The 25,287-nt window shown below is 77.6% G+C and carries 29 protein-coding genes; 16 read left to right on the forward strand and 13 right to left on the reverse strand.

Going from position 1 to position 25,287, the window contains the following annotated elements:
* The 3 genes from ACFO3M_RS21250 to ACFO3M_RS21260 form a co-directional block, all read right to left on the reverse strand.
* On the reverse strand, positions 1 to 716 hold a 716-nt coding region (locus ACFO3M_RS21250), incomplete at its 3' end, for a hypothetical protein (protein ID WP_387993731.1).
* Between the two features lie 31 nt (positions 717 to 747).
* Positions 748 to 2,532 carry a glycosyltransferase gene (locus ACFO3M_RS21255; protein ID WP_387993734.1) on the reverse strand — a complete coding sequence of 595 codons (1,785 nt, stop codon included), beginning with the start codon at positions 2,530 to 2,532 and terminating at the stop codon, positions 748 to 750.
* Entirely contained in the window at positions 2,529 to 3,782 is a 1,254-nt protein-coding gene (locus tag ACFO3M_RS21260) for a glycosyltransferase (protein WP_387993737.1), read from the reverse strand. Before ACFO3M_RS21260 ends, ACFO3M_RS21255 begins: the two co-directional genes overlap by 4 nt.
* A gap of 105 nt (positions 3,783 to 3,887) precedes the next feature.
* Between ACFO3M_RS21260 and ACFO3M_RS21265 the strand changes: the two genes are divergently transcribed.
* The 3 genes from ACFO3M_RS21265 to ACFO3M_RS21275 are packed head-to-tail and all read left to right on the forward strand — an operon-like array spanning position 3,888 to position 6,168.
* Positions 3,888 to 4,946, forward strand: coding sequence for a glycosyltransferase family 9 protein (locus ACFO3M_RS21265; protein WP_387993739.1), 1,059 nt, complete (start codon positions 3,888 to 3,890; stop codon positions 4,944 to 4,946).
* A complete protein-coding gene (locus ACFO3M_RS21270) occupies positions 4,943 to 5,995 on the forward strand; it encodes a glycosyltransferase (RefSeq protein ID WP_387993742.1) in 1,053 nt (350 codons plus the stop codon). The genes ACFO3M_RS21265 and ACFO3M_RS21270 overlap by 4 nt, the downstream gene beginning before the upstream one ends.
* Positions 5,992 to 6,168 carry a hypothetical protein gene (locus tag ACFO3M_RS21275; RefSeq protein WP_387993745.1) on the forward strand — a complete coding sequence of 59 codons (177 nt, stop codon included), beginning with the start codon at positions 5,992 to 5,994 and terminating at the stop codon, positions 6,166 to 6,168. The genes ACFO3M_RS21270 and ACFO3M_RS21275 overlap by 4 nt, the downstream gene beginning before the upstream one ends.
* A gap of 58 nt (positions 6,169 to 6,226) precedes the next feature.
* Here ACFO3M_RS21275 and ACFO3M_RS21280 read toward each other — a convergent pair whose 3' ends face one another.
* From ACFO3M_RS21280 to ACFO3M_RS21295, 4 genes are all read right to left on the reverse strand, one after another.
* Positions 6,227 to 6,637 carry a rhodanese-like domain-containing protein gene (locus ACFO3M_RS21280; protein WP_387993747.1) on the reverse strand — a complete coding sequence of 137 codons (411 nt, stop codon included), beginning with the start codon at positions 6,635 to 6,637 and terminating at the stop codon, positions 6,227 to 6,229.
* Positions 6,634 to 7,197 carry a cysteine dioxygenase gene (locus ACFO3M_RS21285; RefSeq protein ID WP_387993750.1) on the reverse strand — a complete coding sequence of 188 codons (564 nt, stop codon included), beginning with the start codon at positions 7,195 to 7,197 and terminating at the stop codon, positions 6,634 to 6,636. Before ACFO3M_RS21285 ends, ACFO3M_RS21280 begins: the two co-directional genes overlap by 4 nt.
* 68 nt (positions 7,198 to 7,265) lie before the next feature.
* Positions 7,266 to 7,355 (reverse strand): putative leader peptide, encoded by a 90-nt coding sequence (locus tag ACFO3M_RS21290; protein WP_387993752.1) that lies wholly within the window; start codon positions 7,353 to 7,355, stop codon positions 7,266 to 7,268.
* A gap of 78 nt (positions 7,356 to 7,433) precedes the next feature.
* A complete protein-coding gene (locus ACFO3M_RS21295; protein ID WP_387993755.1) occupies positions 7,434 to 8,357 on the reverse strand; it encodes a glycoside hydrolase family protein in 924 nt (307 codons plus the stop codon).
* A gap of 77 nt (positions 8,358 to 8,434) precedes the next feature.
* Between ACFO3M_RS21295 and ACFO3M_RS21300 the strand changes: the two genes are divergently transcribed.
* Positions 8,435 to 9,403, forward strand: coding sequence for a sulfotransferase family protein (locus ACFO3M_RS21300; protein ID WP_387993758.1), 969 nt, complete (start codon positions 8,435 to 8,437; stop codon positions 9,401 to 9,403).
* 1 nt (position 9,404) lies between these two features.
* Here ACFO3M_RS21300 and ACFO3M_RS21305 read toward each other — a convergent pair whose 3' ends face one another.
* Positions 9,405 to 9,974: a dihydrofolate reductase family protein gene (locus ACFO3M_RS21305; protein ID WP_387993761.1), complete on the reverse strand. Its 570-nt coding sequence runs from the start codon at positions 9,972 to 9,974 to the stop codon at positions 9,405 to 9,407.
* 131 nt (positions 9,975 to 10,105) lie between these two features.
* On the opposite strand from ACFO3M_RS21305, the gene ACFO3M_RS21310 reads away from it, so the two are divergent.
* The 6 genes from ACFO3M_RS21310 to ACFO3M_RS21335 all read left to right on the forward strand — a co-directional run bounded on the left by ACFO3M_RS21310 (position 10,106) and on the right by ACFO3M_RS21335 (position 15,872).
* Positions 10,106 to 11,281 carry an HNH endonuclease signature motif containing protein gene (locus ACFO3M_RS21310; protein ID WP_387993763.1) on the forward strand — a complete coding sequence of 392 codons (1,176 nt, stop codon included), beginning with the start codon at positions 10,106 to 10,108 and terminating at the stop codon, positions 11,279 to 11,281.
* A gap of 60 nt (positions 11,282 to 11,341) precedes the next feature.
* The gene (locus ACFO3M_RS21315) at positions 11,342 to 11,839 is read left to right on the forward strand and encodes a Chromate resistance protein ChrB (protein WP_387993766.1); all 498 of its coding nucleotides are present in this window, start codon (positions 11,342 to 11,344) and stop codon (positions 11,837 to 11,839) included.
* On the forward strand, positions 11,836 to 12,267 hold the full coding sequence (locus ACFO3M_RS21320; protein WP_387993769.1) for a chromate resistance protein ChrB domain-containing protein: 432 nt from the start codon (positions 11,836 to 11,838) through the stop codon (positions 12,265 to 12,267). The genes ACFO3M_RS21315 and ACFO3M_RS21320 overlap by 4 nt, the downstream gene beginning before the upstream one ends.
* Positions 12,268 to 12,283: 16 nt before the next feature.
* Positions 12,284 to 13,678 (forward strand): chromate efflux transporter, encoded by a 1,395-nt coding sequence (gene chrA, locus ACFO3M_RS21325; RefSeq protein ID WP_387993772.1) that lies wholly within the window; start codon positions 12,284 to 12,286, stop codon positions 13,676 to 13,678.
* A 79-nt stretch (positions 13,679 to 13,757) separates the two neighbouring features.
* Positions 13,758 to 15,179, forward strand: a complete 1,422-nt coding sequence (locus ACFO3M_RS21330; RefSeq protein WP_387993775.1) for an NADP-dependent succinic semialdehyde dehydrogenase — start codon at positions 13,758 to 13,760, stop codon at positions 15,177 to 15,179.
* Between the two features lie 102 nt (positions 15,180 to 15,281).
* On the forward strand, positions 15,282 to 15,872 hold the full coding sequence (locus ACFO3M_RS21335) for a hypothetical protein (RefSeq protein ID WP_387993778.1): 591 nt from the start codon (positions 15,282 to 15,284) through the stop codon (positions 15,870 to 15,872).
* A gap of 29 nt (positions 15,873 to 15,901) precedes the next feature.
* Here ACFO3M_RS21335 and ACFO3M_RS21340 read toward each other — a convergent pair whose 3' ends face one another.
* From ACFO3M_RS21340 to ACFO3M_RS21350, 3 genes are all read right to left on the reverse strand, one after another.
* Positions 15,902 to 16,135 (reverse strand): hypothetical protein, encoded by a 234-nt coding sequence (locus ACFO3M_RS21340; protein WP_387993780.1) that lies wholly within the window; start codon positions 16,133 to 16,135, stop codon positions 15,902 to 15,904.
* A 79-nt stretch (positions 16,136 to 16,214) separates the two neighbouring features.
* The gene (locus ACFO3M_RS21345; protein ID WP_387993782.1) at positions 16,215 to 16,994 is read right to left on the reverse strand and encodes an MEDS domain-containing protein; all 780 of its coding nucleotides are present in this window, start codon (positions 16,992 to 16,994) and stop codon (positions 16,215 to 16,217) included.
* Entirely contained in the window at positions 16,991 to 17,515 is a 525-nt protein-coding gene (locus ACFO3M_RS21350) for an ANTAR domain-containing protein (protein WP_387993784.1), read from the reverse strand. Before ACFO3M_RS21350 ends, ACFO3M_RS21345 begins: the two co-directional genes overlap by 4 nt.
* A gap of 183 nt (positions 17,516 to 17,698) precedes the next feature.
* On the opposite strand from ACFO3M_RS21350, the gene ACFO3M_RS21355 reads away from it, so the two are divergent.
* Both ACFO3M_RS21355 and mscL read left to right on the forward strand, forming a co-directional pair.
* Positions 17,699 to 19,342, forward strand: a complete 1,644-nt coding sequence (locus ACFO3M_RS21355) for a sensor domain-containing protein (protein WP_387993787.1) — start codon at positions 17,699 to 17,701, stop codon at positions 19,340 to 19,342.
* A 194-nt stretch (positions 19,343 to 19,536) separates the two neighbouring features.
* Positions 19,537 to 19,947 (forward strand): large conductance mechanosensitive channel protein MscL, encoded by a 411-nt coding sequence (gene mscL / locus ACFO3M_RS21360; RefSeq protein ID WP_387993790.1) that lies wholly within the window; start codon positions 19,537 to 19,539, stop codon positions 19,945 to 19,947.
* Between the two features lie 4 nt (positions 19,948 to 19,951).
* Here the strand turns inward: mscL and ACFO3M_RS21365 are convergent, their stop codons facing one another.
* Positions 19,952 to 21,274, reverse strand: a complete 1,323-nt coding sequence (locus ACFO3M_RS21365; RefSeq protein ID WP_387993793.1) for a carboxylesterase family protein — start codon at positions 21,272 to 21,274, stop codon at positions 19,952 to 19,954.
* Positions 21,271 to 22,263, reverse strand: a complete 993-nt coding sequence (locus tag ACFO3M_RS21370; RefSeq protein ID WP_387993795.1) for an alpha/beta hydrolase — start codon at positions 22,261 to 22,263, stop codon at positions 21,271 to 21,273. Before ACFO3M_RS21370 ends, ACFO3M_RS21365 begins: the two co-directional genes overlap by 4 nt.
* A 92-nt stretch (positions 22,264 to 22,355) precedes the next feature.
* Between ACFO3M_RS21370 and ACFO3M_RS21375 the strand changes: the two genes are divergently transcribed.
* The 4 genes from ACFO3M_RS21375 to ACFO3M_RS21390 all read left to right on the forward strand — a co-directional run bounded on the left by ACFO3M_RS21375 (position 22,356) and on the right by ACFO3M_RS21390 (position 25,281).
* Entirely contained in the window at positions 22,356 to 23,192 is an 837-nt protein-coding gene (locus ACFO3M_RS21375) for an alpha/beta hydrolase (RefSeq protein WP_387993798.1), read from the forward strand.
* A gap of 73 nt (positions 23,193 to 23,265) precedes the next feature.
* Entirely contained in the window at positions 23,266 to 23,883 is a 618-nt protein-coding gene (locus ACFO3M_RS21380; RefSeq protein WP_387993801.1) for a class I SAM-dependent methyltransferase, read from the forward strand.
* Entirely contained in the window at positions 23,880 to 24,401 is a 522-nt protein-coding gene (locus tag ACFO3M_RS21385) for a pyridoxamine 5'-phosphate oxidase family protein (RefSeq protein ID WP_387993804.1), read from the forward strand. The genes ACFO3M_RS21380 and ACFO3M_RS21385 overlap by 4 nt, the downstream gene beginning before the upstream one ends.
* 40 nt (positions 24,402 to 24,441) lie before the next feature.
* Positions 24,442 to 25,281, forward strand: a complete 840-nt coding sequence (locus tag ACFO3M_RS21390) for an SMP-30/gluconolactonase/LRE family protein (RefSeq protein WP_387993807.1) — start codon at positions 24,442 to 24,444, stop codon at positions 25,279 to 25,281.
* Positions 25,282 to 25,287 lie beyond the last annotated feature (6 nt).

Here is a 25,287-nt window from a genome sequence, read left to right on the forward strand (position 1 = left end):
CGGCCCGCGCGGCGGGCGGCCGCCTCCCGCTCGGCGGTGCGCCGCGCGTGCCGGGCGCGGGCCTCGGCCAGTCCGGGTACGTCCAGCCCGCCGGCGGTCAGCAGGCAGGAGGCCAGCCGCACCCAGCGGACGGCCGCGCCGGCGTCCCGGACGCCGACCATCAGGCCGCGGTCGTGCCGGCGCACCACGAGCGCGGCGCCGCGCACCCGCGCCTCGGCGGCCGCGGACACCTCGGCGTCGGGGCCGTGCAGCCAGGTGACCCGCCCGTCCGCGCGCCGCAGCGCGTCGTCCCGCTCCCGCCAGGCGTCGTCGGCCAGCGGGGCGAGCTGGACCTCGAGGACGCCCGTGCCGGGGACGACGACGTGCAGGCCGGGGTGCCCGCCCGGGTCGGGCGCCCGCACCACCCGGGCCTCGTGGCCCTGGCCGGTGAGCCACGCGGTCAGGGGGCGGCGGTAGCGCAGCGCGTCGTAGGCGGGGCCGGCCGCGGCGCCGTGCCGGGCGAACGCGCAGGCCGCGGACCCCCCGTGCCGGAACGCGGGCCGCGGCCCGTGCGCGACCTCGAGCCGGCCGCCGCAGCCGCCGGCCTCGCGGGCGCACCAGAAGCCGCCGCGGGCCTGCTGCTCGAGGCGCCACGCGTCGTCGTCGTCGCGGGGCAGCTCGACGGCCGCGGTGCCGTCCGGCCCGTCGGTGACCGCCCAGCGCAGCTCGCCCGTCACGGCGCCGACGCTAGGCCCGGGGTCCGACGATTCAACGGGCGATCGAGCGGAACAGGTCCACCAGGCGGTCGGCGTGGGCGTCGAAGACGTGCCGCTCCCGCGCGGCCACGGCGGCGGCGTGCCCGGCCCGTGTCCCGAGCTCCTCGTGCAGCGCGGCGGCGACGTCGTCGGCGGAGCGGTAGAACAGCCCCGTCCCGTCGGCGCGCAGCACCCGCTCCACCGCGACCAGCGAGCCGGGGTTGGCCTGCTGCAGCAGCGGCAGCCCCGCGGCCAGCAGCACCGGCAGCCGGGCGGGGGAGTTGAGGTCGTCCCAGCTGGCCCGCCGCAGGTCGCCGCCGTTGGCCGAGTCGAAGCGGTGCAGCCACCCGGCGTCGTGGCGGGACAGCTCGCGCACCCAGTCCTCCGGCCCGACGGCGGGGTGCACGTGCACGAAGCCCGGCGCGCGGGCCAGCGCCTGGTCCAGCCAGCCGGTCCACGACCCCGTCGCGCCCGGCGCCCGCACCTGCCCGTACAGGTGGGTGTGCACGCCGCGGTCGGCCAGCGCCAGCACCCAGTCCAGGTCCAGCCCCGAGGGACGGCCGGCGAGGACGGTGTGCGGCTGCCCGTCGGCGTCGGAGAGCCGGGGCGAGAACGGCGCGTCGAGCCGGTCGCGCTTGGGCAGGTCGCCGTCGAGGACGCCGAGCCGCGCGGGGTCGACCCGGCCGGCCAGCGCGAGGGCGAACCAGTCGCGCTCCTCCTCGGTGGCGAACAGGCAGGCGTCGGCGCCGCAGACCAGGTCGGCCAGCAGCGGCCACTCCCCGCGCACGATGCTGCGCTGCGGCGCCTCCTTGAAGTGCCACACGAACGGCAGGTCGGGGAACGCCTGCCGCACGGCGTGCGCGAACGGCACCGCCCGCCAGTTCAGCTGCGCCCACACGACGTCGGGGGCGAGCGCGCGCACCCCGTCCCGCCAGCGGTCGCGGTCGAGGTCGGCGACGTGCCCGAACGGGAGCGGCCCCACGCTGGAGTCGCCGAGGCCGTCGGGGGTCCACAGACCGGTCAGGGAGTGGCCGCGCTCGGCCAGCGCCAGCACCCGCTCGGGGTTGAACGCGAGCTCGCCGACCACCAGCACGCGCAGCCCGTCCGGCGACGGCGGGTACGAGCGCTCGCGGAACCGCGCGTACCGGGCGACCTCGTCGGTCTCCCCGCCGTCGGTGGAGGCGAACCGCAGCGGCCCGGCGACCCGGTAGCGGCCGCGGAACACGTTGAGGCCGCCGTCGGAGGACTCGCGGATCGCGCGTGACCGCTGGCCCGGGTGCCGCGTCCACGCGCAGGTGACCCGGCCGGTGCCGGTCGCCGTCCCGCGGGCGGCCACCCGCGACCACATCAGCCGGTCGAGGTCGTCGGTCTCCAGCTCCGCGCGCTCGGTCCAGCGGTCGCCGGTGCGCCGGTGGGCCACCTGCACCAGCTGCGCGTAGGAGGTGCCCGCCGGCTCGTCGAGGTCGGCGCGGGCCAGCACCACGCCGTCGGTCAGGCACGCGAGCAGGCCGGCGAGGTGCGCGGGGAACCAGACGTCGTCGGCCGGCAGGTACGCGACGACCGGCGCGGTGGTCTCGTCCAGGCCGCGGTTGAGCGCCGCGCCCAGGCCGCGGTTGTCGTCGGTGCGCACCAGCCGCAGCCGGGGGTCGGCGGGGACGGTGACCGGCTCGCGGGAGCCGTCGTCGACGACCACCGCCTCCCACGCCGTCTCCTCCTGGGCGAGCAGCGACTCCAGCGCCCGGGGCAGGAACGCCGCCTGGTCGTGCACGGGGACCAGGACGGCGACCCGCGGCCTCACGCGGCGGGTTCGAGGTCGGAGTCGACGCCGAGCACCCGGTCGTAGACGGCGGCCACCCGCGCCGACAGCGCCGGCCACCCGTACTCGGCCGAGCGGGCGCGGGCGCCGGCGGCCAGCCGGGCGCGCAGCAGGTCGTCGCCGGCCACCCGGTCCAGCGCGGCGGCCAGCGCGTCGGCGTCGCCGGGCGGGACGAGCAGCCCGGTCCGCCCGTCCCGGACCACCTCCGGGATCCCGCCGACGTCGCTGGCGACCACCGGCAGGCCCGCGGCCATCGCCTCGGTGAGCACCGAGCCCATCTCCTCGTACGCCGAGGGCAGCACGAGCACGTCGAGGGAGGCCAGCACCGCGGGCACCCGGGCGTGCTCGACGAACCCGGCCAGCGTGATCCGCCCGGCCGCCGGGCTCTCGGCGGCCAGCCGGTGCACCAGCGCCCGGTCCGGCCCGTCGCCGACGACGACCAGCGACGCCTCCTCCCGCATCCGCCCGAACGCGCGCACCAGCGTGGCGGGGTCCTTCTGCGGCGCGAGCCGGCCGACGTAGCCGATCCGCGGCCGCGCCACCCCGGGGAACACGTCCGGGGCGCCGCCGGAGAACAGCGCCGGGTCGAAGCCGGAGGGGATGGTGGACAGCCGCTCGTCCGGCACGCCGTCCGCGCGCAGGGCCGCCGCGGTCCGCCCGGTGAGGACGACGACGGCGTCGGCGCGGCGGAACGTGGTGCGCTCGATCCAGCCGCCGAGCGCCCGCAGCAGCCGCACCCGCGGCCCGCGGCCGGTGAGCGTGTGCCCGACGCTGCAGTGCACGGTGACCACCAGCGGGGCGCGGTGCACCCGGGCGGCCAGCCGGGCCAGCGGCAGCGTGGCGAGGTCCTCGCCCTGGTGGGCGTGCACGACGTCGACCGGCGCCCGCCGGCCTGCGCGCAGCACCGCCGGCAGCCCGGACAGCGCCCACAGCTGCCGCAGCCGCGGCACCGGCAGCCCGGTGCGGGAGACCCGGGTGCCGCGGCCCAGCGGCGTCGTCCCGCGCGGGCCGGCCAGCCGCGCGGTCACCACCGTCTGCGTGACACCGGCGGCGTCGAGGCACCGGGTGAGCGTGGCCGTGTGGTTCTGCATCCCGCCGATCGGGTCGAACCGCGCCGCGCGGGCGTCCAGTTCCCCGGGCAGCGACCCCGGCGCCGTGGCCGGCCGGGCCGCCGGCGGTTCGAACACGCTGCACAGGCGCAGCACGTGCAGGGCGGCAGCGGGACGGGACACGCAGGGGACCTCCGGCGTCGGGGGCAGGACTCGTAGTGCACCACGAAGCGGCGGCACCCGTCGGTTGGGCGTTATGGAGTTGCCCTGCCGGGGCAGTGGGCGCTGGTGACCGCGCCCCTCGCCGACCCCGCCGTCCGACGCCTGGCCCTGGTCCGGCTGCGGGTGGGCCTGGGCGACCTGCTGTGCACCGTCCCCGCGCTCCGCCGGCTGCGCGCCGCCCGGCCCGACGTCGAGGTCACGCTGGTGACCTTCGGCCGCATGGCGCCGGTGGTCGAGCGCCTCGGCGTCCCCGTCGCGCTGCTGCCGTTCCCCGGCGCCGACGGCGTCCCCGACGGCCCGGTCGACCGCGCGGGGTGGGCGGGGTTCACCGCCGCGGCGCGGGAGCGCGGGTTCGACCTCGCGCTGCAGGCCTACGGCGACCGGCCGGCCGCCAACCGGGTGGCCGCGGCCCTCGGCGCCCGGCTCACCGGCGGGTTCGCGCCCACCGGCTGGGACCCGCCGCCGGGCACGGAGGCGCTGCACCTGCGATACCCGCTGCACCTGCACGAGGCGGCGCGGCACGTCGCGCTGCTCGAGCACCTCGGCCTGCCGGCCGGCGGGGACGCCCGCATGGGCTTCCCGGTCACCGCCGACGACGAGGCGGAGCACGCCGCCACCCTCGCCGCCGCCGGGCTGGAGCCGGGGCGCTACGCCGTCCTGCACCCGGGGGCGTCCGCGCCCACCCGCCGCTGGCCGGTCGAGCGCTACGCCGCGGTCGGCGACGCGCTGGCCGCCGAGGGGCTCGACGTCGTCGTCACCGGGGTGGCCGGCGAGCGGGAGATCTCCACCCGGGTGGCCGCGGCGATGCGCGCCCCCGCGGTCGACCTGACCGGCGCCACCAGCCTCGGCGGGCTGGCCGCGCTGCTGCGCGACAGCGCGGTGCTGGTCGGCAACGACACCGGCTCCGCGCACCTGGCCGCGGCCGTCGGTGCCCGCAGCGTCACCGTCTTCCTGCCCGGCGACCCGGTCCGGTGGGCGCACCCCGGCCCCCGGCACCGCGCGCTGACCCCGACGGTGGCGTGCGCGCCGTGCCCGCACCTGGCCTGCCCGATCGAGTTCCGCTGCGCGCTGACCGTCTCGCCGTCGGCGGTGGCCGGTGCCGCGCTCGAGCTGGCCGCCTCGTGAGGGTCTCGTTCGTCGCCGACTCCAGCGGGTGGGGCGGCGCGGAGGTGTGGCTGACGCACCACCTGCGCCGCGCGGCCGCCAACGGCTGGACGGCGTCCCTGGTGTGCGCCGAGCCGGTGGCGGCCGGCTTCGCGCACCTCGACGTCGAGCGCACCGTCGTCCCGCTGACCCGGCACACCGCCGCGGCGCCGCACACGCGGGCGGCGCTGGCCGCCCAGCGCCCCGACGTCGTGGTGGTCGATCTCGTCGACCCCGCGTCCAACGCCGCCGCGGTGGCCGCCGCGCAGCAGGTGGCGCCCACCGCCGGCGTGCTGCACCTGGTCGGCGACACCCGCGGCGGGGAGGAGCGCGCCGTGCTGTCCGCCCTCTACCGGCGGATGGGCGCGGTGATCAGCCCCTCGGAGGAGGGCCGCGCGCAGGTGGTGACCGACCTCGGCGTCGACCCGGCGCGGGCGCACGTCGTGCCCAACGGCGTCGACGTGCCGCCCGACCCCGCCGGCCCGGCCGGCAACGCGGTGCCGCGGATCGGGGCGCTCGGCCGGTTGACCGCGCAGAAGGGCTTCGACGTCCTGCTCGCCGCGCTGCGCCGGCTCGACGTGCCGTTCGAGGCGGTGATCGGCGGCGCCGGCCGCGACGGGGAGGCCCTGCGCGCCGCGGCCGACGGCCTGCCGGTCGCGTTCCCGGGCTGGGTGGACGACTCCCGCGCCTTCCTCGCCGGGGTGGACCTGTTCGTGGTGTCCTCGCGGGTGGAGGCGGGACCGCTGGTGCTGCTGGAGGCGATGGCCGAGGGGCTGCCGTGCGTGAGCACCGACGTCGGCCGGGTGCGGCACGCGCTGCGGGAGGACGTCGTCGTCGTGCCGGTCGAGGACGCCGGCGCGCTGGCCGCGGCGCTGCGCGGCCTGCTGACCGACCCGGCGCGGCGGGCCGCCCTCGGCGCGCGGGCCCGGGCGCGGGCGGAGCGGGACCTCGGCGCCGACCTCATGGCGGAGCGGACCTTCCGGGTGCTCTCCGGCGTGGCGGACGGGGAGCCGGGTACCGCCGCCCCATGAGCAAGAAGACCGATCCCGACGCCCAGCGCGCCGCCGCCCGCGAGGCCAAGAAGGAGGGGCTCTCGCCCAGCGAGGCGGGCGCCACCACCGGTGCCTCCAAGCAGATCCGCACCGTCCGGCACTCCGACGACCGCCACGAGCACTCCAGCGCCCAGGGGAAGAGCAAGACCTGACCGCGGTGGTCCGGGGACGGCGGCGGCCTCCGTCGCGCGCCGCCGTCCCCGGACCGGTCTAGGAGGCGGCCCCGCCGGTGCTGGGCAGCCCGGCGGCCACCCACGCGCGGTGCCCGCCGATCACGTCGCTCGCCCGCGCCAGGCCGAGCGAGCGGAGGGCGTCGGCGGCCAGGCTGGAGGTGTAGCCCTCCTGGCACAGCACGACGACGTCGACGTCGTACCCGGTGGCCTGCGGCACCCGGGCGTCGCTCTCCGGGTCGAACCGCCACTCCAGGTGGTTGCGCTCGACGACGAGCGCGCCGGGCACCTCGCCGTCGGCCTCGCGCTGCGACTGCGGGCGGATGTCGACGAGCACCGCGCCGTCGGCGACCCGCCGCGCCGCCTCCTCCGGCGTCACCCGCGTGATGCGCGAGCGCGCCTCCTCCAGCAGCTGGTCGACGCTCTTCGCGCCGGGCGGACGGCCGGTCACCAGTCGACGCCCGCCTTCTCGGTGCCGGTGGTCAGCAGGGTGCCGTGCTCGAGGCGGTAGCCGGTCATCCGGGACAGGCGCGGGGTGTACGCGTGCACGCTCACGGCGGGCACTGTCCCGCGGTTGGTCACCCGGTGCACGTGGTGGGGCCCGAACGGCCGCACCCGGCCGGCCCACAGCTCGGTGGCCGCCTCGCGCACGGCGCCGGGGCGCCCGCCGACGACGTCCTCGGTGAGCACCCCGCCGACGACGGCGAAGGCGCCCGCCGAGCCCCCGTGGTCGTGCAGCGGGGTGCCCTGGCCCGGCAGCCAGGTCAGCAGCCACACCTGGGCGTCGGCGAGGTCGGCGTGCAGCGAGGGGTCGACCAGGCCGGCGGCGTCGTCGGCGGGCAGCAGGCCGGTCCAGCGGCTGCCCGCGCGGTACTCGACGCGGGGCAGCCACTCGTCGGCGACGGCGAGCAGCGCGGCGGCCAGGGCGGCGGCGGAGGTGGTGCGGGCGGTGGCGGTGCGGGCGGTGGCGGTGCGCGGGGTGAGGTCGGCAGGGGACAGCAGGGGCGTCACGGGGTACTCCTGAGCAGGGCGCACCGGGGCCCGGTCGGGGGCGGCGCGGAGGAAGGGGTGTCGGGCGCTCAGGCGACCGGACACAGCGCGCTGGCCACCCGCAGCAGGTCCACGGCGGACCGGCGGGTGAGCGTCAGGGCGGGTGCCACGACGACCATCCGACCCCGCCCGCCAAATCCTGTCAAGTCCATCGGTCTGGTAGGGATTACCGCGTGTCGAGGACGCGGCCGGACCGGTCAGGCAGGGAGGACGACGGTGCGGAGCTCGTGGGCGCCGTCGGCGCGGGTGGCCTCGTAGAACCAGCGCGCCCCGCCGCCGGGCAACGGGACGACGTCGGCGTAGCGCAGCCCGTGCGGCGGGTGCGGGCTCTGCAGGTACGGCCCGCCGGCGGCGGCGCGGAAGCCGAGCTCGCCGTCGTGTTCCGCATCGTGTTCGGCGAGGCCGGTCCGCTCCTCCCAGTTCTCCTCCGCGGTGGCCCGGCCGTCGTAGAGAGCCCAGGTGCGCGAGCCGTCGAGCACCACCGCGGTGAACCGCACGCCGCGCGCGTCCCAGCTGCCCTCGGTGCCGGCGAGGGCGGTGCCGCGCCAGGTCCAGGTGACGCCGTCGGGGCTCGTGGCGTGCTCGGTGGTCATGCGGTCGGTGGCCTCGGGGTCGTCGAGCGGGTGCACCGAGGCCCACACGTGCCACCGTTCGCCGTCCCAGCGGACCACCGGGTCCTTGGGCGCGGTGGCGGCGTCGCCGGGCAGCACCGTGCGGGGCTCGGCGGTGGCCAGCCCCTCGACGGTGTCGGCCTCCAGCAGGTCGACCCGCCAGTGCTTCGTGCCCGGCGTCGCGCAGCTGACGTAGAGCCGCCAGCGCCCGCCGGGGGTGTGCACCAGCGCCGGCCGCTCCAGCGACTCCGCGCCGAAGCGCTCCTTGCCGATCGCGAGCACCGGCTCGAAGCGCACGCCGTCGTCGGAGCGGGCCACCACGTTGCCGAAGCCGCGGCCCTCGCCGACCGGGCGGCGCAGCCGGTAGGCCAGCCACCACGTGCCGTCGACGAGCTGGGCCGACGGGCCGCCGGCCCACGAGCCCGGGCGGGGGTCCTCGGGCTCGACGACGACCTCGGCGTCGGACCAGAAGCGGTCGGGCGCCGGCGGGCGGGGCGCGGACGCGGTCACGCGGCGGCTCCGTTCAGGGGAGGGGACAGGCCTCCCCGTGTGTACACCGCGGGCCGCCGCGGGCAGGGAGGGGACCGATGAGCACCGACGCCGACCGGCTGCCGCAGTTCGTGCTGGCCGGGGCGCCGAAGGCCGGGACGACGGCGCTGCACGCCGCGCTGGCCACCCACCCGGGGCTGTACCTGTCCCCGGTCAAGGAGCCGAAGTACTACCTGACCGACGGCGGCCCGCCCCCGCGCAGCGGCCAGCGCGGCCCGGGCGACGCGCACAGCGCGCGGGAGTGGGTCTGGCGCCGCGCGGACTACCTGCGGCTGTTCGACGGCGCCCCGCCCGGGACGGTCCGCGGCGAGAGCACGCCGTTCTACCTGTACGACCGCGCCGCGCACCGCCGGCTGGCCGCCGACGTCCCGGGGGTCCGCGTCGTCGCGATCGTGCGGGACCCGGTGGACCGCGCCTGGTCGAACTGGGTGCACCTGCGCGCCGACGGGCTAGAGCCCGAGGCCGACTTCGCCACCGCCGTGGAGCGCGAGGAGTCCCGGGCCGCCGCCGGCTGGGCGCCGTTCTGGCACTACCGCGGGCTCGGCCGCTACGGCGAGCAGCTGCGGGACCTGTACTCCGTCCTGCCGCGGGAGCAGGTGCTCCTGCTGCGGTACCGGCAGCTGGTCGACTCCCCGCGCGAGACCCTGGACCGGGTCAGCGCGTTCCTCGGCGTCGAGCCGGGGGTGGCGCACACGGTGGCGCCGGAGAACGTGAAGCCGTACGTGGCCGACACGCCGCGGTACCGGGCGCTGGCCCGGGTCACCCGGGCCGGTGCGGCGCTCGGCGCGTACGCCCCGCCGCAGGTGTGGCGGCAGGTGTCCCGGCCGCTGCTGGCCGCGCTGCACGCGCAGAGGGCGCCGCGGCCGCCGATGCCGGTGGAGGTGCGGCGCGAGGTCCTGGCACCGCTGCTGCCCGACGTCGCGCTGCTCGAGGAGCTCACCGGCGAGTCCTTCGACGACTGGCGCAGCGACACCGGCCGCGGCGACTTCCGCTCCCGCCGTCCCTGAGTCAGCGGTGCACGCGGTAGGTCAGGTGCGTGCACACCGGCGAGACCTCGACGGCGACCCGGGCCAGCCGGTGGCGGCCGACGCCGGCGAACAGCGGCGTGCCCGCGCCGAGCACCTCGGGCGCCACGTGCAGGCGCAGCTCGTCCAGCAGCCCGTCGCGCAGGCAGGAGCCGACCAGCGCGCCGCCGCCCATGACGAAGACGTCGCGGTCGCCGGCCGCCTCACTCGCCCGGTCCACGGCGGCCTCCGGGCCCGCGGTCACGAAGGTGAAGTCGTGCGTGGTGGCGAGCCGGTGCTGCTCCGGCGGGCCGCTGGTGACGACGGAGAAGGGCGGCCGGGCGTCGACGGCGGCCCCGTAGCCCATCCCGTCGGTCCACCCCCGGTCGACGTCGTCGAAGGTGCGCCGGCCCATGACGACGGCGCCGCTCGCGGCGGCGTGCCGCTCCAGGACGCCGCGGTCGACGGGGTGGTCGCTCTGCAGTGCCCAGACGTGGAGGGCCTCGACGCTCTCACCGGAGCCGCTGACGAAGCCGTCGAGGGAGACGGTGATGTCGCCGATGACGAGGGTCATGTACAGAGGACCCCAGAGGTGTCGCCGACTCATCGGCACGGTGTCGTCAAGGGGTCCACCGGATCTGTGAACAGGCGTCTGAGCTGCGGATTCACGTCGCGCGGGCGTCTCTGATCGACTATTCTTCGATCATGTGTTCGGATGAGCCGGGGAGCGGGGACGTCCTCGACGACGTCGCCACGCTGGTCGCCGAGCGCAACCGGATCGACGCCCGCCTCGCCCGCGCGGTCCGTGCCGCGGAGCTGTCCCAGGCGCCGGAGCGCGACGGGCTGGCGTCGATGACCTCGTGGCTGCGCGGGCACTGCCGGCTGTCGACGGCGGAGGCGTCGCGCCTGGTGCGCACCGGGCAGGCGCTGGAGCACCTGCCGGCTCTCGCCGAGGCGCACGACGCCGGTCTCGTGTCCGCCGAGCAGGTCACCGTCGCGGCGAAGGCGGTGACACCCGAACGCCTCACCGCAGCTGCGGCCGCCGGGGTGGACCTGGCGGTGATCGACGCGGTGCTCACCGGCGTGGCGATCGAGCAGTCGCACGCCGACCTCGTCGCGGTGGTGCAGCACTACTGCGACGCCCTCGATCCCGACGGGCCGGAGCCCGACCCCACTGCGGGCCGCTTGTTGACGCTGTCCCGGCACGCCGACGGCTCCCTCACCATCCGCGGGCACCTGGACGCGGTCGGCGGCGAGAAGCTGCAGGCCGCACTCGAGGCGCACGTGCAGGCCGACCGGCCCGCCGGCGACGAGCGCACCCGCGCCCAGCGCCTCGGGGACGCGCTGGTGCAGCTCGCCGACAACGCCCTCGCCGCCGGCTCGCTGCCCACGCTGCGCGGGCACAAGCCGCAGATCGCCGTCGTCATCGACCTCGACGACCTGGTCGATCCGGCCGGCGGGCCGAACGCCGGGCGGATGGGCTTCGGCGCCACCATCTCCGCCGCGAGGGCCCGCTGGCTGGCCTGCGACGGCGCGGTGTCCCGCGTGGTGTTCGGCCCCGACGGCGCACCACTGGACCTCGGCCGGGAGCGGCGGCTGATGAGCCGCCACATCCGTCGCGCAGCGGAACTGCGCGACGGGGGGTGCGTGTTCGCCGGCTGCGGCGCACCGACGTGGTGGTGCGACGTGCACCACCTGGTCCACTGGATCGACGGCGGCGACACCAGCCTCGACAACGCAGCGCTGCTGTGCGAGCGCCACCACACCAAGGTCCACCACGGCTTCCGGGTCGAGCGACGACCGACCGGCACCTGGCGCACCTACCGGCCCGACGGCACCGAGATCACCACCCCGGCACCCCTGCTCGCCCCCGCGGCGTGAGCGCCCGCGGGCGTGCGGGTGCACTGGACGTGGTCGTGCAACCGTGGTTGCATCGGCGCCGTGACGGCGACCGGCGAGTGGGTGCTGCTGTCCTACCGCCTGCCGCGCGAGCCCTCCGGCCCGCGGACGACGCTGTGGCGCCGGTTGCGCCGGCTCGGCGTCGCGCAGCTGGCCGACGGCGTGGTGGCCCTGCCGGCCGACGCCCGCACCCGGGAGGCGCTCGAGTGGCTCGCCGACGACGTCCTGGCCGCCGGCGGCAGCGCCGGCATCTGGACCGCGCACCCGGCGACCGCCGCGCAGGAGCGGGAGCTGGCCGCGGGCATGGCCGCCGCCCGCGCGGAGGAGTACCGCGAGCTGGCCGCGCAGTGCACCGCGGCGATCGGGGAACCGCCGGCCGAGCGCACCCGCGCGCTGCGGCGGCTGCGGGGGGAGTGGCGTGCCGTCGGGAGGCGGGACTTCTTCCCCCCGCCCGAGCGGGACGTCGCCGGCGCCGCGCTGCGCGCCCTGGCGACCGCGGCCGGCGAACCGGTCGCGGCCGGGCGAGGGGGCCGCTCGTGAGGTGGGCGACCCGCGCCGGGATCCACGTCGACCGCGCCGCCTGCGCCTGGCTCATCCGTCGCTTCGTCGACCCGGACGCCGAGTTCGTCTTCGTCGCCGACCCCGCCGACGTCCCGGCCGACGCCACCCCGTTCGACATGCGCGGGGTCGCGCTGGGCCATATCGGCGGCGACTGCTCGTTCGAGACGATCCTGCGCGTCCACGGGCTCGACGACCCCGTGCTGGAGCGGATCGGCGAGATCGTGCACGAGGCCGACCTGGACGACGGCCGCTTCGACGCGCCGGAGGCGCCGGGCCTCGACGTCCTGCTGCGCGGGCTGTCGATGACCGGCGACGACGAGCGGACCCTCGCCGTCTCCGGCCCGCTGTTCGACGGCCTCTACGAGTACACCCGACGCCGCCTGCTGCTCGGCCGTGAACCGGCCTGACCCGACGGAGCCCGCGATGACCGAGCCGACCCCCGCCGGGCCGACGGCGGCCCCCGCCACGGCGTACCCGTCCTTCCGCGAGGCGGTGCGCGCCTGGTTCCTCGTCTCGCTGCAGACCTTCGGCGGCCCGGCCGGCCAGATCGCGGTCATGCAGCGGGAGCTGGTCGACGAGCGCCGGTGGATAGGCCAGCGCCGGTTCCTGCACGCGCTGAACTACTGCACCCTGCTGCCCGGCCCGGAGGCCCAGCAGCTGGCCACCTACGTCGGCTGGCTGCTGCACGGCACCCGCGGCGGCCTCGTCGCCGGCGGCCTGTTCGTGCTGCCCGGCGTGCTCGCGCTGCTGGTGCTCTCGGCGGTCTACGTCGCCTTCGGCAGCACCACCGCGATCACCGCCGTCTTCACCGGTCTGGCCGCCGCGGTGCTGGCGATCGTGGTCCAGGCGGTCATCCGCGTCGGGAAGAAGGCGCTGGACAGCCGCGCCCTGGTCGTCCTGGCGGTCGCGGCGTTCCTCGCGCTCGCCCTCTTCGGCGTGCCGTTCCCGGTCGTCGTCGCCCTCGCCGGGCTCGCCGGCTGGGCCCTGGGCCGCTGGCGGCCGACGGCGCTGCCGCGGAGGAAGGCGGCCGAGGGGCCCGACGCCGGGCCGCCGCCGGTCGTCTCCGACGACGTCCTGCACCACGAGGCACCCAGCACGCGGCGCACCGTGCGGGTGCTGCTGGCCGGGCTGGTCGTCTGGGGGCTGCCCGTCGCGGCGGTCGCCGTGCTGACCGGCGGGGGCAGCGTCCTCACCCAGCAGGGGCTGTTCTTCTCCGGCGCCGCGGTGGTCACCTTCGGCGGCGCCTACGCGGTCCTGGCCTACGTCGCCCAGCAGGCGGTCGAGGTCTACGGCTGGCTGACCCCGCGCGAGATGGTGCGCGGGTTGGCGCTGGCCGAGACCACGCCCGGGCCGCTGATCATGGTGGTCCAGTTCGTCGCGTTCCTCGGCGCGTACCGGGCGTCCGGGGACCTGGACCCGTGGGTGGCGGCCGTCCTCGCCTCGCTGCTGGTCACCTGGGTCACCTTCGTGCCCAGCTTCCTGTTCGTGCTGCTCGGCGCCCCCTACATGGAGCGGCTGCGCGGCAACCGGTCGCTGTCGGCGGCGCTCACCGGCATCACCGCCGCCGTCGTGGGGGTCATCGCGAACCTCGGGGTCTACTTCGCCGTCCACACGCTGTTCTCGGGGACCTCCGGGGTCGACGCCGGGCCGCTGGCGCTCGAGCTGCCCGACCCCACGACCCTGCGGTGGGTGCCGCTGGCGATCGCCGTCGTCGCGGCGGTGCTGCTCTTCCGCGTGCGGTGGTCGGTGCTGCGCACCCTCGGCGTGTGCGCCGTGCTCGGCCTGGTCGCCGGGCTGGCCGGGCTGCCGGTCGGGTGAGCGTGAGCGGGGCGGGGACGGGTAGGGGCTCTCCCCGGGACGGCGTGCAGCCCCGCGCGCCGACGAGGGAGGGACCGACATGGCCATCGCCACCACCAACCCGGCCACCGGCGAGACGCTCAAGACCTACGAGCCGCTGTCGGACGAGGCCCTCGACGAGAGGATCGGCCGCGCCGCGGCCGCCTTCCGCAGCTACCGCCTGACCAGTCCCGAGGAGCGGGCCGGCTGGCTGCGCGCGGCCGCCGACGTCCTCGACGGCGACGCCGACCAGGTCGCCGAGCTCATGGTCACCGAGATGGGCAAGACCCTGGCCGCGGCCGAGGCCGAGGTCGCCAAGTGCGCCAAGGCGCTACGGTACTACGCCGAGAACGGCCCGGCGATGCTCGAGCCGCAGCCCGCCGACGCCGGCGCCGTCGGGGCCGAGCAGGCCTACCTGGTCCACCAGCCGATCGGCGTCGTGCTCGCGATCATGCCGTGGAACTTCCCGCTCTGGCAGGCGATGCGCTTCGCCGCCCCGGCGCTCATGGCCGGCAACGTGGGGCTGCTCAAGCACGCCAGCAACGTGCCGCAGACCGCGCTGTACATGGAGGAGCTGTTCCGCAAGGCCGGCTTCCCCGCCGACGTCTTCCAGACCCTGCTGATCGGCTCCTCGACCATCGAGCGGGTCCTGCGCGACGACCGCGTCGCCGCCGCCACCCTCACCGGCAGCGCCCCCGCCGGGCAGTCGGTGGCCTCGATCGCCGGGGACGTCCTGAAGAAGACGGTGCTCGAGCTCGGGGGCAGCGACCCGTTCATCGTCATGCCCTCGGCCGACCTCGACCGCGCCGCCGAGGTGGCGGTCACCGCGCGCTGCCAGAACAACGGGCAGAGCTGCATCGCGGCCAAGCGGTTCTTCGTGCACGCCGACGTCGCCGAGGAGTTCACCCGGCTGTTCGGCGAGAAGATGGCCGCCCTCGTCGTCGGCGACCCGATGGACGACGGCACCCAGGTCGGCCCGCTGGCCACCGAGTCCGGCCGCGAGGACGTCGAGCGGTACGTGCAGGACGCCGTCGACAAGGGCGCGACCGTCGTCGTCGGCGGGAAGCGGCCCGACCGCCCCGGCTGGTTCTACGAGCCGACGCTGCTCACCGGCGTCACGCCGGAGATGGACCTCTACGCCGAGGAGGTCTTCGGCCCGGTCGCTGCGCTGTGGACCGTCGACGGTCTCGAGGAGGCCATCGAGATCGCCAACAGCCACCCCTACGGACTCGGCGCCAACCTGTGGAGCGAGGACGAGCAGGAGCGGGCCACCTTCATCCGCGACGTCGAGAGCGGCATGGCGTTCGTCAACGGGATGGTCACCAGCTACCCCGAGCTGCCCTTTGGCGGGGTCAAGCAGAGCGGCTACGGCCGCGAGCTCACCGAGCTCGGCATGTACGAGTTCACCAACGCCAAGACGGTGTGGATCGGCCCGCCCAGCAGCGAGCAGGCGCAGGGGGACACGGCCAGCGCGTCGGAGTGACCCCGGCGTGGCGCGGGTAGCCGCCCGGACGTCCGCCCCCTCAGCAGCGGGGACCCGGGTGGACGGTCCACACGGGTGCGCGGCACCCGGACGGGAGCACTCGTGACGACGACCACCAGCCCGGACAACCGCTTCCTCACCCAGGCGGTGCACGACCTCGGCACCGCCCTGTGGTTCGGCGGCTCGGTGATGGGCATCGCCGGCGTGAACAAGTCCGGCGCCGACCTGACCGCGGGCATCGACAAGGTCCGGGTGGCGAGCTCGGCCTGGGGCCGGTTCGCGCCGGCACAGTGGGGCGGGATCGCGGCCACCCTCGTGACCGGGCTGCAGCTGACCCGGTCGAACAGCCAGCGGCTGGCCCTGCAGCAGGGTTACGGGACGGTGGGGACGCTCAAGGCCGCGCTCACCGTCGCCGGCGCCGGCGCCACCGCCTACGCGGCGTACACCGGCCAGAAGATCGGCCGGCTCGCCGAGCAGGCCGCCTCCGACGGCGGCCTCGAGGTCAAGGACGCCACGCTGCCGTCGGCCGGGACGCCGCCGGAGATCCGGAAGTGGCAGGCCCGGCAGCGGGTCGCGCAGGCGGCCGTCCCGGCCCTGGCCGGCGCGGTGATCACCTGCAACGCCTGGCTGGTGCAGTCCTACCGGGTGGGCGCGACGGTCCGGGGCGTCCTCGGGCGGCTGCTCCCGCGCTGAGACCGCGCCGGTCCCGGCCCGGCCCCGGCTCAGGCCGGGGCCGGGCCGCCCGGTCCCGCCGTCAGGCGCACCCAGCCGCCGTCGCCGGCCTCGACGCGCACCGCGGTGACGGCGGACGCGGCGAGGGCGAGCCGGCCGGTGTCCCCGGGCGGCCGGCCGGCCACGCGCACCTCCAGGCCGGGTCCGCCGTCGAGCAGGCGCACCGGCGGCCGGCCGGGCACCGCGCCGCGGGCGGCCAGCCGCGCGCCGGCGCGCGGCGGCACAGGTCCGCGGCGATCGCGCCGGCCTACGCCCGTCCCGCGTGGGACGCGCCCCGGTGCACCGGGGCGGCGTCCGGCTCCGTCACGGAGGGGCGCCCTCGGAGGCGGCGTCCACTAGCTCCACCGCGCGGTCGGGGTAGCGGTCGGTCAGCAGGCGGACCAGCCGGGCGGTCAGCCGCGAGGCGCCGACGACGGTCAGCCCGGGTGGCCCGGCGGCCGCCGCGACCAGGGAGTCGGCCGCGCCGACGTCGAGGAAGCGCAGGTCGCTGAGGTCCCAGGCGCTGCTCCCGGCCAGCGTCGCCTGCAGCACCGCGCGCAGCGCGTCCGCGTTGCCCGAGTCCAGCTCGCCCGCGAGGTGCAGGCGGTCCCCGCGCCGGGTCAGCCGGAAGACTCCGTCGTCGTACTCCGCGGTCGCGTCCACCTGCGAGCGGTGCAGCGCGGTGAGGTCCGCGTGCTGGCCGGGCACCAGCAGGTCGCGGAAGTAGGGGCACAGCACGGTGAGCGGGTGCCCGGCGGTCAGCTCGCCGACGACGGCCTCGAACGCGTTGACGCCCGGGGTGGTGATCGCGCCGGTGAACCGGACGGCGGGCCACCCCTCGGACAGCGCCCCGGTGACCGCCGCCGGCAGTTCGGCCGGGTCCGGCGGCACGACGCGGACCGCCGTCGTGGCGGCCGGCTCCCAGGCCTCGTCGACGACGCCCGCGCGGCGCAGCCGGGCCCACAGCCGCTCCTCCCGGTCGCCGAGGGCGGTGACCAGCACGCACTCGCCGTGCGTCACCCCCTCCGCGACGAAGTCGCCGACCACCTGCGCGTGCGCCTCCTCGCTGTCGAGGAGGACGAAGTCGTGCCCGCCGCCGGTCACCGCGGGCCGTCCGCGGGCGTGCCGGCCGGGGCCTCCCCGGTCTCGGTGACCAGCCGGGCGACGTCGCGCACCTCGCGGCCGGTGTCCTGCGAGGCGCGGACGAGGACGCCGAACGCGGTGTCGGCGGTGATCCGGTGGCGCTCCACGAGCACGCCCTCGGCCTGGCCGACGACGTCCCGGCTGTCCAGCGCGACGCCCAGGTGCGCGGTCCGCCGCGCGGAGAGCAGCGCCAGGGCGGCGTGCCCGGCCACCGCGGTGAGGGTCGCGCGTTCGGGCCCCGGCCCGGGGCCGGCCACGTACACCGGGAGTGCCCCGACGACCTCGCTGCCGGTGTCCAGCGGCAGGCAGGGGGCCCGCTGCACCCGGGCGGTGACCGCGACGCCGCACCGCTCGGGCAGGACGGCGGCCAGGTCGCGGGCGTGCCCGCCGCGAGCGGCGCCGAGCAGCCACCCCGTGCCGCCCGGGGCGGGGTGCGGGGGCGAGGTGGTGAGCATGGTCGTCGGGATGGCCGCAGACTGCACCGCGACACCTCCAGCCGGGTGACCCGGGGTGGGCGTGACGTCATCGCCCGGCAGTTGGAGCGGACGTCTCCGTCCCGTCATCCTGCCACCCGGTCCGGTGACACGCCGAGGACCGACCCCGGAGGGTGAGGCGGGCCACACCGGCCGCTCAAGGGCCGGCCGCGGCGCGCCGATGCCGACGGCGTGACCGCCACCCCGAGGACGCCGGCCGAGCGCGCGGACGTCCTGTCCTCGCTGCTCCGGCTGCCCGGCGCCGTGCTGGCCGCGATCGCCTCCGACGGCGTGTTCGTCCCGGTGCCGGCCTCGCTCGGCGTCCCGCCGGAGCGGGTGATGACCCCGCCGGCCGACCGCGCCACGTTCCTCGACGCGATCGTCCCCGCCGACGCGATGTTCGTCGTCACCGCCTTCGAGCGGGCCCGTACCCACGGCGTCGGCCTGGCCACGGTCCACGGCCGGCGCGAGCCGGGGGTGCCGCTGTCGCTCACCTTCGTCGACCTCCGCGAGGAGCACGGCGTCCTGCTCGGCGCCCTCGACGTGCTCGACGCGGCCGCCGGCGACCGCGGGCCCGCGCCGCTGGCGGGGCTGGAGGTGTCGCGGCGGCCGCGCACGGCGACGGTCCGCAAGACGTCGCTGGCGGTGGTCACCGACATCGACGAGCGCACCACTCGGATGCTCGGCTGGACGCCGGCGCAGATGGTCGGCCAGCGCTCCTCGGAGTTCGTCCACCCCGACGACCAGGAGCGGGCGATCGCCAACTGGCTGGAGCTGCTGTCCCGCCAGGAGGCCCAGCGGGTGCGGCTGCGGCACCGCCGCGCCGACGGCACGTGGGCGTGGCTGGAGCTGGAGAACCAGTACGTCGCGGCCGACGACCCCGCCGACGCCGTCGTCGTGACGCAGATGAGCGACGTCTCCGACGAGATGGCCGCGCACGAGGCCCTGCAGCAGCAGGAGCGGCTGCTGCGCCGGCTGACCGAGGCGCTGCCGCAGGGCATCGCGCAGCTGACCCGCGAGCGGGAGGTCGTGCACACCAACTCCCGCCTGCCGGTGCTGCTGGGCGTGCCCGCGGTGACCGGCTGGGACGACGTCGCGGCGCGGGCCGACGAGGGCGGCCGGGCGGCGCTGGAGGCGGCGCTCGCGCGGGTCCTCGACGACGGCGTGGACGCCGCGGTGGAGGTCGGCATCCGCACCCCGGCCGGGGAGGCCCGGGTGTGCGCGGTGAGCCTGGTCGCGCTCGGCGACCGCGAGGGCGCCCCCGGCGCGCTGGTGTGCGTCTCCGACGTCACCGACAGCGCCCGCATGCGCGAGGAGCTCACCGCCCGGGCGACCTTCGACGCCCTGACCGGCTGCTACAACCGCGCCTCCACCATCGCCGTCCTGGAGGCCGCGCTGGCCGGGCCGGACGCGGCGTCGACGGCGGTGGTCTTCGTCGACCTCGACGACTTCAAGCCGGTCAACGACACCCTCGGCCACGACGCGGGCGACGAGCTGCTGGTGACCACGGCCGCGCGGCTGGCCGGCGTGCTGCGCCGCGACGACGTCGTCGGGCGGATCGGCGGGGACGAGTTCCTCGTCGTCAGCCGCCGGGTCGACGGCCCGGCGGCGGCCGCCTCGCTCGGTGCCCGGATCCAGGCGGCGCTGGCGGTGCCGGCCGAGATCACCGCGGGCACCGTGCCGCTGCGGGCCAGCCTGGGCGTGGCCTGCGGGGAGCCCGGGCTCGACGCCGCGGCGCTGACCAAGCGCGCCGACCAGGCGATGTACCTGTCCAAGCAGGACCGCCGCGGCGAGCCGGTGCTGTGGCGGGAGGAGCCGGTCCTGGCCCCGGCCTGAGGGCCGGCAGCCGTGGCGTCGCGGCGTGACCTCCCACCGGCGGGTGGGCCGGAAGGACGGTGCCTGGCACGACGTCGCCTGGCTGCAGCGCGACCTCGGCCCCGGTCCCGGCGACGACGGCCCGCCGTCCGGGCCGCGCCGAGGCGCCGCGGGCCCTACCCTCCGGCCGTCGGGACCTGACGGGGAGGGACACCGTGCGCACGCTGCTGACGAACTTCAGGAACTTCGCCTTCTCGGGCAGCCTCGTGGACCTGGCCGTGGGCGTGGCCATCGGGGCCGCCTTCGCCACGGTGGTCGAGTCGCTGGTCGGCGACGTGATCCTGCCGCTGGTGGCCGCGGTCTTCGGCCAGCCCGACTTCACCGCCCTCGTGCTCACGGTGAACGGCGCGCAGATCCGCTACGGGTCGTTCCTGACCTCGCTGGTGTCGTTCCTGCTGCTCGCGCTGACGATCATGTTCCTCGTCCAGGCGATCCGCCGGGCCACCGGCCGGGAGACCGCGGGCGCCCAGGGCAACCGCGAGTGCGACCACTGCAAGAGCTTCATCCCGGTCGACGCGTCGGTGTGCATGTTCTGCACGCGCGACGTCGACCCCGTCGTCCCCTGAGGCCTCAGCCGCGGTCGACCCGCAGGAACGGCGGCGGGTCGGCGGGCACGTCCCCGGTGCGGGCGAAGTGCGCCCACACCCGGCGGACCTCCCGGCCGGCCGCGACGACGTCCGCCCACGGGAGGCCGGCCAGCAGCGGCGAGGCCTCCCACGTGTGCCGGTGCGGGAACAGCAGCGGCAGGTCGATCGCGTGCGCCCCGGTGAGCGCGCCGGTGCCGTAGGAGAGCGTGTAGTGCACCGCGCGCCCGCCGGCCGCGCGGTGCCTGCGGGCGGCCCGTGCGGCGTCGCGGGCGTAGATGCGCCGGGTGAGCACCCGCACGACCGCCTCCACCAGCGGCCGGCCGACGACGGGGACGCGGGCCAGCCGTGCGGCCGGCGGCAGCAGCGCGGCGAACAGCGCCACCTCGCGGCTGTTGGCGCCCACGAGCAGGTCGACCTCCGGCGCCGCCTCCGCCCACGCGTCCTCGACCGCCTCCTCGGCCGGCAGCGGCGGGAGGCCGTACTGGGTGCCGAACGGCATGGCGGCGACCAGCCCGTACCGGCGGGCGCGCGCCGCCACCCGCGCCTGCGCGGCCACGACCTCCGCGACCGGCGCGGCGGCGGACAGCGACCGCGCCTCGGCGGCCATCGCGGCGCTCATCCGCGCCCGGCCGCGGGACAGCCCCAGCGGGGCGCTGGACACGACCGCGCGGCGGAACAGGCCGCGGGCGCCGTCGGCCGCCAGCAGGTGGGCGACGGCGTCGCCGCCGGCGGACTCGCCGAACAGCGTCACCGCGTCCGGGTCGCCGCCGAAGGCCGCGACGTTCCCGCGCACCCAGCGCAGCGCCTCGACGAGGTCGAGCAGGCCGAGGTTGGCCGGCCGGCCGTCCCCGTCGCCGAGGAAGCCGAGCAGCCCGAGCCGGTAGGTCACGCTGACGACGACCACCCGTTGCTCGCGCACCAGCGCGGCCGGGTCGTAGGCGGGGGCGTCGCCGGCGCCGCTGACGTAGGAGCCGCCGTGCACCCACACCATCACCGGCAGCCGGTCGCCGGGGGAGGCGTCCTCCGGCACGGTCACCGACAGCCGCAGGCAGTCCTCGTCGGTGACGAGCTCACCCATGGGGTCGGTGACCATGAGCTCGAGCTCCGGCGCCGGCGGCTGCGGGCACGCCGGCGACCACGCCGTCGCGTCGACGACGCCGGCCGCGGGGGGCTCGGGCTCCGGCGGGCGGAACCGCTCCGCCCGGGCGTACCGGATGCCGGTGGCCCGCACGACGCCGTCGGACCGCCGGGCGGTGACCGTCCCCGCGGGTGCCGCGAAGCGCGGTGCCGTGTCCTGCTGCGTCACGCGGCGCCGACCGCGGCGCCGAGGGCGTCGAACGCGGCCTGCTGGAAGGCCCGCATCGTCGCGACGGTCGTCTGCAGCTCCAGCTCGGCCGCGTGGTACATCCCCGGCTCGACGTGCAGCCGCACCGGCACGCCGGCCGCCTCCAGGCGCCGGGCGTAGGCGACGTCCTCGTCGTGGAACAGGTCGAGGGCCCCGACGCCGATCCACGCCGGCGGCAGGCCGGAGAGGTCCAGGCGGCGGGCCGGCGCGGCGTAGGGACGCGGCTCGTCGGCGCGCGGCGCGTGCCCCAGGTAGGCGGTCCAGGCCCACCGGTTGGACCGCGGCGTCCAGACCAGCCTCCCGCGGCCGGCGGTGCTCCGGCGCAGCACGGTGCGGTCGTCGAGCATGGGGTAGACCAGCAGCTGGAAGGCGACCGGCACGCCCTCGTCGCGCGCCCGCTGCGCCAGCGCGGCGGCCAGCCCGCCGCCCGCGCTGGCCCCGCCGACGGCGACGCGCGCCGGGTCCACGCCGAGCCCCCCGGCCCGCCGGTGCAGGTCGCACAGCGCGGCCAGCAGGTCGTCGAGCGCCGCGGGGAACGGGTGCTCGGGCGCCAGCCGGTAGCGGGCGCTGACCACGACGACGCCGAGGTCGCGGGCCATCCGGCTGCACACGTCGTGGTCGCCCTCGGGCTGCCCGATGACCGTGCCGCCGCCGTGCACCCACAGCAGCGCGCCGCCGGTGCGGCGCGCCGGCTCGTACACGAACACGTCCTGCCCGCCGGGGACGTCGTGCCGCGTGACGGTCACCCCTGCCACCGGCTCGGTCACCCGGGACCCGAACAGCCGGCGGCCGATCCGCAGCTCGAGCCGGGAGCCGATCGACAGCGGCAGCCACAGGTCCGGGCGGCGCAGCTCGGGAGGCACGGCCGCGACCGTGCGGGCGCGGCGGGCGAGGGCGGCGGCGAGGCCGAGCGCGGCGAGGCGCGGCAGGCGGCGGGAGCGGGCGGTCACCGGGCGGACGCTAGCGGTCGACCCCCTCGCGGCCGCGGGGGCTACGGTGCGCGACGGTGCTGAGGACGGACGTCGACGGACCGGGAGGACGCGTGACGACAGCGGTGCGGCACGGGGAGGGCACGCTGCCCTCGGGGCAGTTCTGGCAGGGCTGGAGCGTCACCGACCCGGTCGGTGTCGTCGTGCTCGTGCACGGCGTGCACGAGCACGGCGGCCGGTACGCGCACGTGGCCGAGCGGCTCGGCCGCGCCGGCTACGCCTCCTACGCGCCCGACCACCCCGGCCACGGCCGGTCGCCCGGCCGGCGCGGCGACGTCGTGAGCATGGCGGGCACCGTCGAGGGCGTGGCGCAGACCGTCCGCGCCGCCGCCGACCGGCACCCCGGCGTCCCGGTGTTCGTCTACGGCCACAGCCTCGGCGGGCTCATCGCGCTGCAGTACCTGACCGGCGAGCCGGACGCGCGCGTCGTCGGCGCCGTGATCTCGGCGCCCGCGCTCGACACCAGCGCCGCCACCCCGGTGCAGCGGGCGGTGGCGCCGCTGCTGGCCCGGCTGGCCCCGGGTCTGGGCGTGCTCACCCTCGACGTCGAGGCGGTCAGCCGCGACCCCGAGGTGGTGGCCGCCTACCGGGCCGACCCGCTCAACCACAACGGGAGGATGGTCGCCCGCACCGGCGCCGAGCTCATGCGGACCGCCGCGGCGATGCCCCGCCGGCTGCGCGGGCTCCGGCTCCCGCTGCTGGTGGTCCACGGCAGCGCCGACCGGCTGGTGGCGCCGGCGGCCGGCGAGGTGGTCCGCGAGCACGCGGGCTCGCCCGACCTCACCCACCGCGTCTACGACGGGCTGTTCCACGAGCCGCACAACGAGCCGGAGAAGGAGCAGGTCCTCGACGACGTCGTCGCCTGGCTCGACGCCCACCGGGCCGGCTGAGCGGTCGTCCGGCGCCGCGATCCGTGGCAGGGTCCGGGCAGCCGCGCCGCACGGGGCGGCGGAGGGGGGAGCCGTGCCGCAGACCCTCGGCGACGGCGTGCGGCTGCTGCGCGCCTTCGTCACCAACCCGCGCCAGGTGGGGGCGGTGCTCCCGACGTCCCGGACGGCGGTGCGCGCCATGCTCGACCTCGCCGACGTCCCGGCCGCCGGCCTGGTCGTCGAGCTCGGGGCCGGCACGGGGGTGGCCACCCGGGAGATCCTCGCCCGGCTCGGCGCGGGCGCCCGGCTGGTCGCGCTGGAGATCGACCCGCAGCTGGCCCGCCGGCTCTCCGAGCGCCTCGACGACCCCCGGCTGCAGGTCGTGTGCGGCTCCGCGGAGGACCTCGACGGCCTCCTCGACGGCGAGCGCGCCGACGTCGTCGTCTCCATGCTGCCGTTCACCTCGCTCGAGGCGGGCCTGCGCCGCCGGCTGCTCGACCAGTTGCCCCGTGCGCTGCGCCCGGGCGGCACCGCGGTCGTGATCCAGTACTCGCCGCTGGTGCTCGGCGAGCTGCGCCGCCGGTTCGCCGACGTCCGCACGCGGGTGACGCCGTGGAACGTGCCGCCCGCGTTCCTCTTCGCCTGCACCGGCGCCAGGGACCGATCCGGCGGCGATGAGCCGCCGGCCCCGCGGCGGTCCCACAGGGCATGACGACCGGACAGATCGACCCCCGGTACGGCGACGCCACGGCGACCGCACCGCCCTGGGCCGACGTCGAGCGGCTGCTCACCGACGCCCAGCTCTACTGGATCACCACCGTCCGCGCGGACGGCCGGCCGCACGCCGTCCCGCTCGTCGGCGTCTGGCACGACGGCGCGTTCGCCTTCTGCACCGGCGCCGACGAGCAGAAGGCGCGCAACCTCGACGGCAACCCGCACGTGGCGGTGACCACCGGCAGCACCGGCGCGCACGGCTGGGACAGCGGGCGCGACGTCGTCGTCGAGGGCGTCGCGGTGCGGGTCACCGACCCCGGGGAGCTGCAGGTGCTGGCCGACGCCTGGTACGCGAAGTACGGCGAGGACTGGCACTTCGCGGTGCGCGGGGACGAGTTCGTCGAGCTGAGCTCCTCCGGCGGGGCCACCGGGGGCGGCGCGCGGGTCTACCGGGTGCCGCCGGACAAGGTGCTGCTGTTCGGCGGGCCGCACGGCCAGACGCGGTACCGCCCCTGAGCCGCCGCGGCCGGGGCGCCGCACTCCTACGCTGCCCGCCGTGGACGCGACGACGACGCTGGCCGGCGGCCTCGGCTTCCCCGAGGGCCCGCGCTGGCACGACGGCCGGCTGTGGTTCTCCGACTTCCACGACCGGCGGGTGCGCACGCTCGCCCCGGACGGCGTCCTGACGACGGTCCTCGACCTCGACGACGCGCCGTCCGGGCTGGGCTGGACGCCGGAGGGGACGCTGCTCGTCGTCGCGATGACCCGGCGGGCGCTGCTGGAGGTCGCCGGCGGGCGCCCGGTCGTGCGCGCCGACCTCACCGGCCTGACCCGCTCCCGCGCCAACGACCTGGTCGTCGACGCCGCCGGACGGGCCTACGTCAGCAGCTTCGGGTTCGACCTGGTCGGGGGCGCGCCGGTGGAGCCGACGGGGCTGGTGCGGGTGGACCCCGACGGCGCCGCGTCCGTCGTCGCCGAGGACCTGCGCTTCCCCAACGGCATGGCGCTCACCGGCGACGGCCGGACGCTGGTGGTCGCCGAGACGTACGGCGCCCGGCTCACCGCCTTCGACGTCGCCGACGACGGCTCGCTGTCCGGCCGCCGGGTGTTCGCGGAGACGCCGGGCCTGGCGCCCGACGGCATCTGCCTCGACGCCGAGGGGCACGTCTGGTTCGCCACCGCCCGCACCGCCGAGGTGCTGCGCGTGCGCGAGGGCGGCGAGGTGACCGGCCGGGTGCCCGTCGGGTCGGGCTCGCCGTCCTACGCCTGCACGCTCGGCGGCGACGACGGGCGGACGCTGTTCGTCTGCACCGCGCCCACCTGGGCCGAGGGCGGCCCGCGCGCCGGCCGGGTCGAGGCCGCCCGGGTCGACGTGCCCCGGGCCGGGCGCCCCTAGCGGGAG

Source organism: Geodermatophilus arenarius (genome assembly GCF_042654585.1).
Classification (GTDB): domain Bacteria; phylum Actinomycetota; class Actinomycetes; order Mycobacteriales; family Geodermatophilaceae; genus Geodermatophilus; species Geodermatophilus arenarius.

What these genes read in the sequence shown, in the direction of transcription:
- ACFO3M_RS21385 (WP_387993804.1), top strand. Translation starts at nt 23,880, where the DNA reads ATGACGACCGGACAGATCGACCCCCGGTACGGCGACGCCACGGCGACC.
- ACFO3M_RS21290 (WP_387993752.1), bottom strand. Translation starts at nt 7,355, where the DNA reads ATGGTCGTCGTGGCACCCGCCCTGACGCTCACCCGCCGGTCCGCCGTG.
- chrA (WP_387993772.1), top strand. Translation starts at nt 12,284, where the DNA reads ATGACCGAGCCGACCCCCGCCGGGCCGACGGCGGCCCCCGCCACGGCG.
- ACFO3M_RS21275 (WP_387993745.1), top strand. Translation starts at nt 5,992, where the DNA reads ATGAGCAAGAAGACCGATCCCGACGCCCAGCGCGCCGCCGCCCGCGAG.
- ACFO3M_RS21310 (WP_387993763.1), top strand. Translation starts at nt 10,106, where the DNA reads ATGTGTTCGGATGAGCCGGGGAGCGGGGACGTCCTCGACGACGTCGCC.
- ACFO3M_RS21300 (WP_387993758.1), top strand. Translation starts at nt 8,435, where the DNA reads ATGAGCACCGACGCCGACCGGCTGCCGCAGTTCGTGCTGGCCGGGGCG.
- ACFO3M_RS21330 (WP_387993775.1), top strand. Translation starts at nt 13,758, where the DNA reads ATGGCCATCGCCACCACCAACCCGGCCACCGGCGAGACGCTCAAGACC.
- ACFO3M_RS21305 (WP_387993761.1), bottom strand. Translation starts at nt 9,974, where the DNA reads ATGACCCTCGTCATCGGCGACATCACCGTCTCCCTCGACGGCTTCGTC.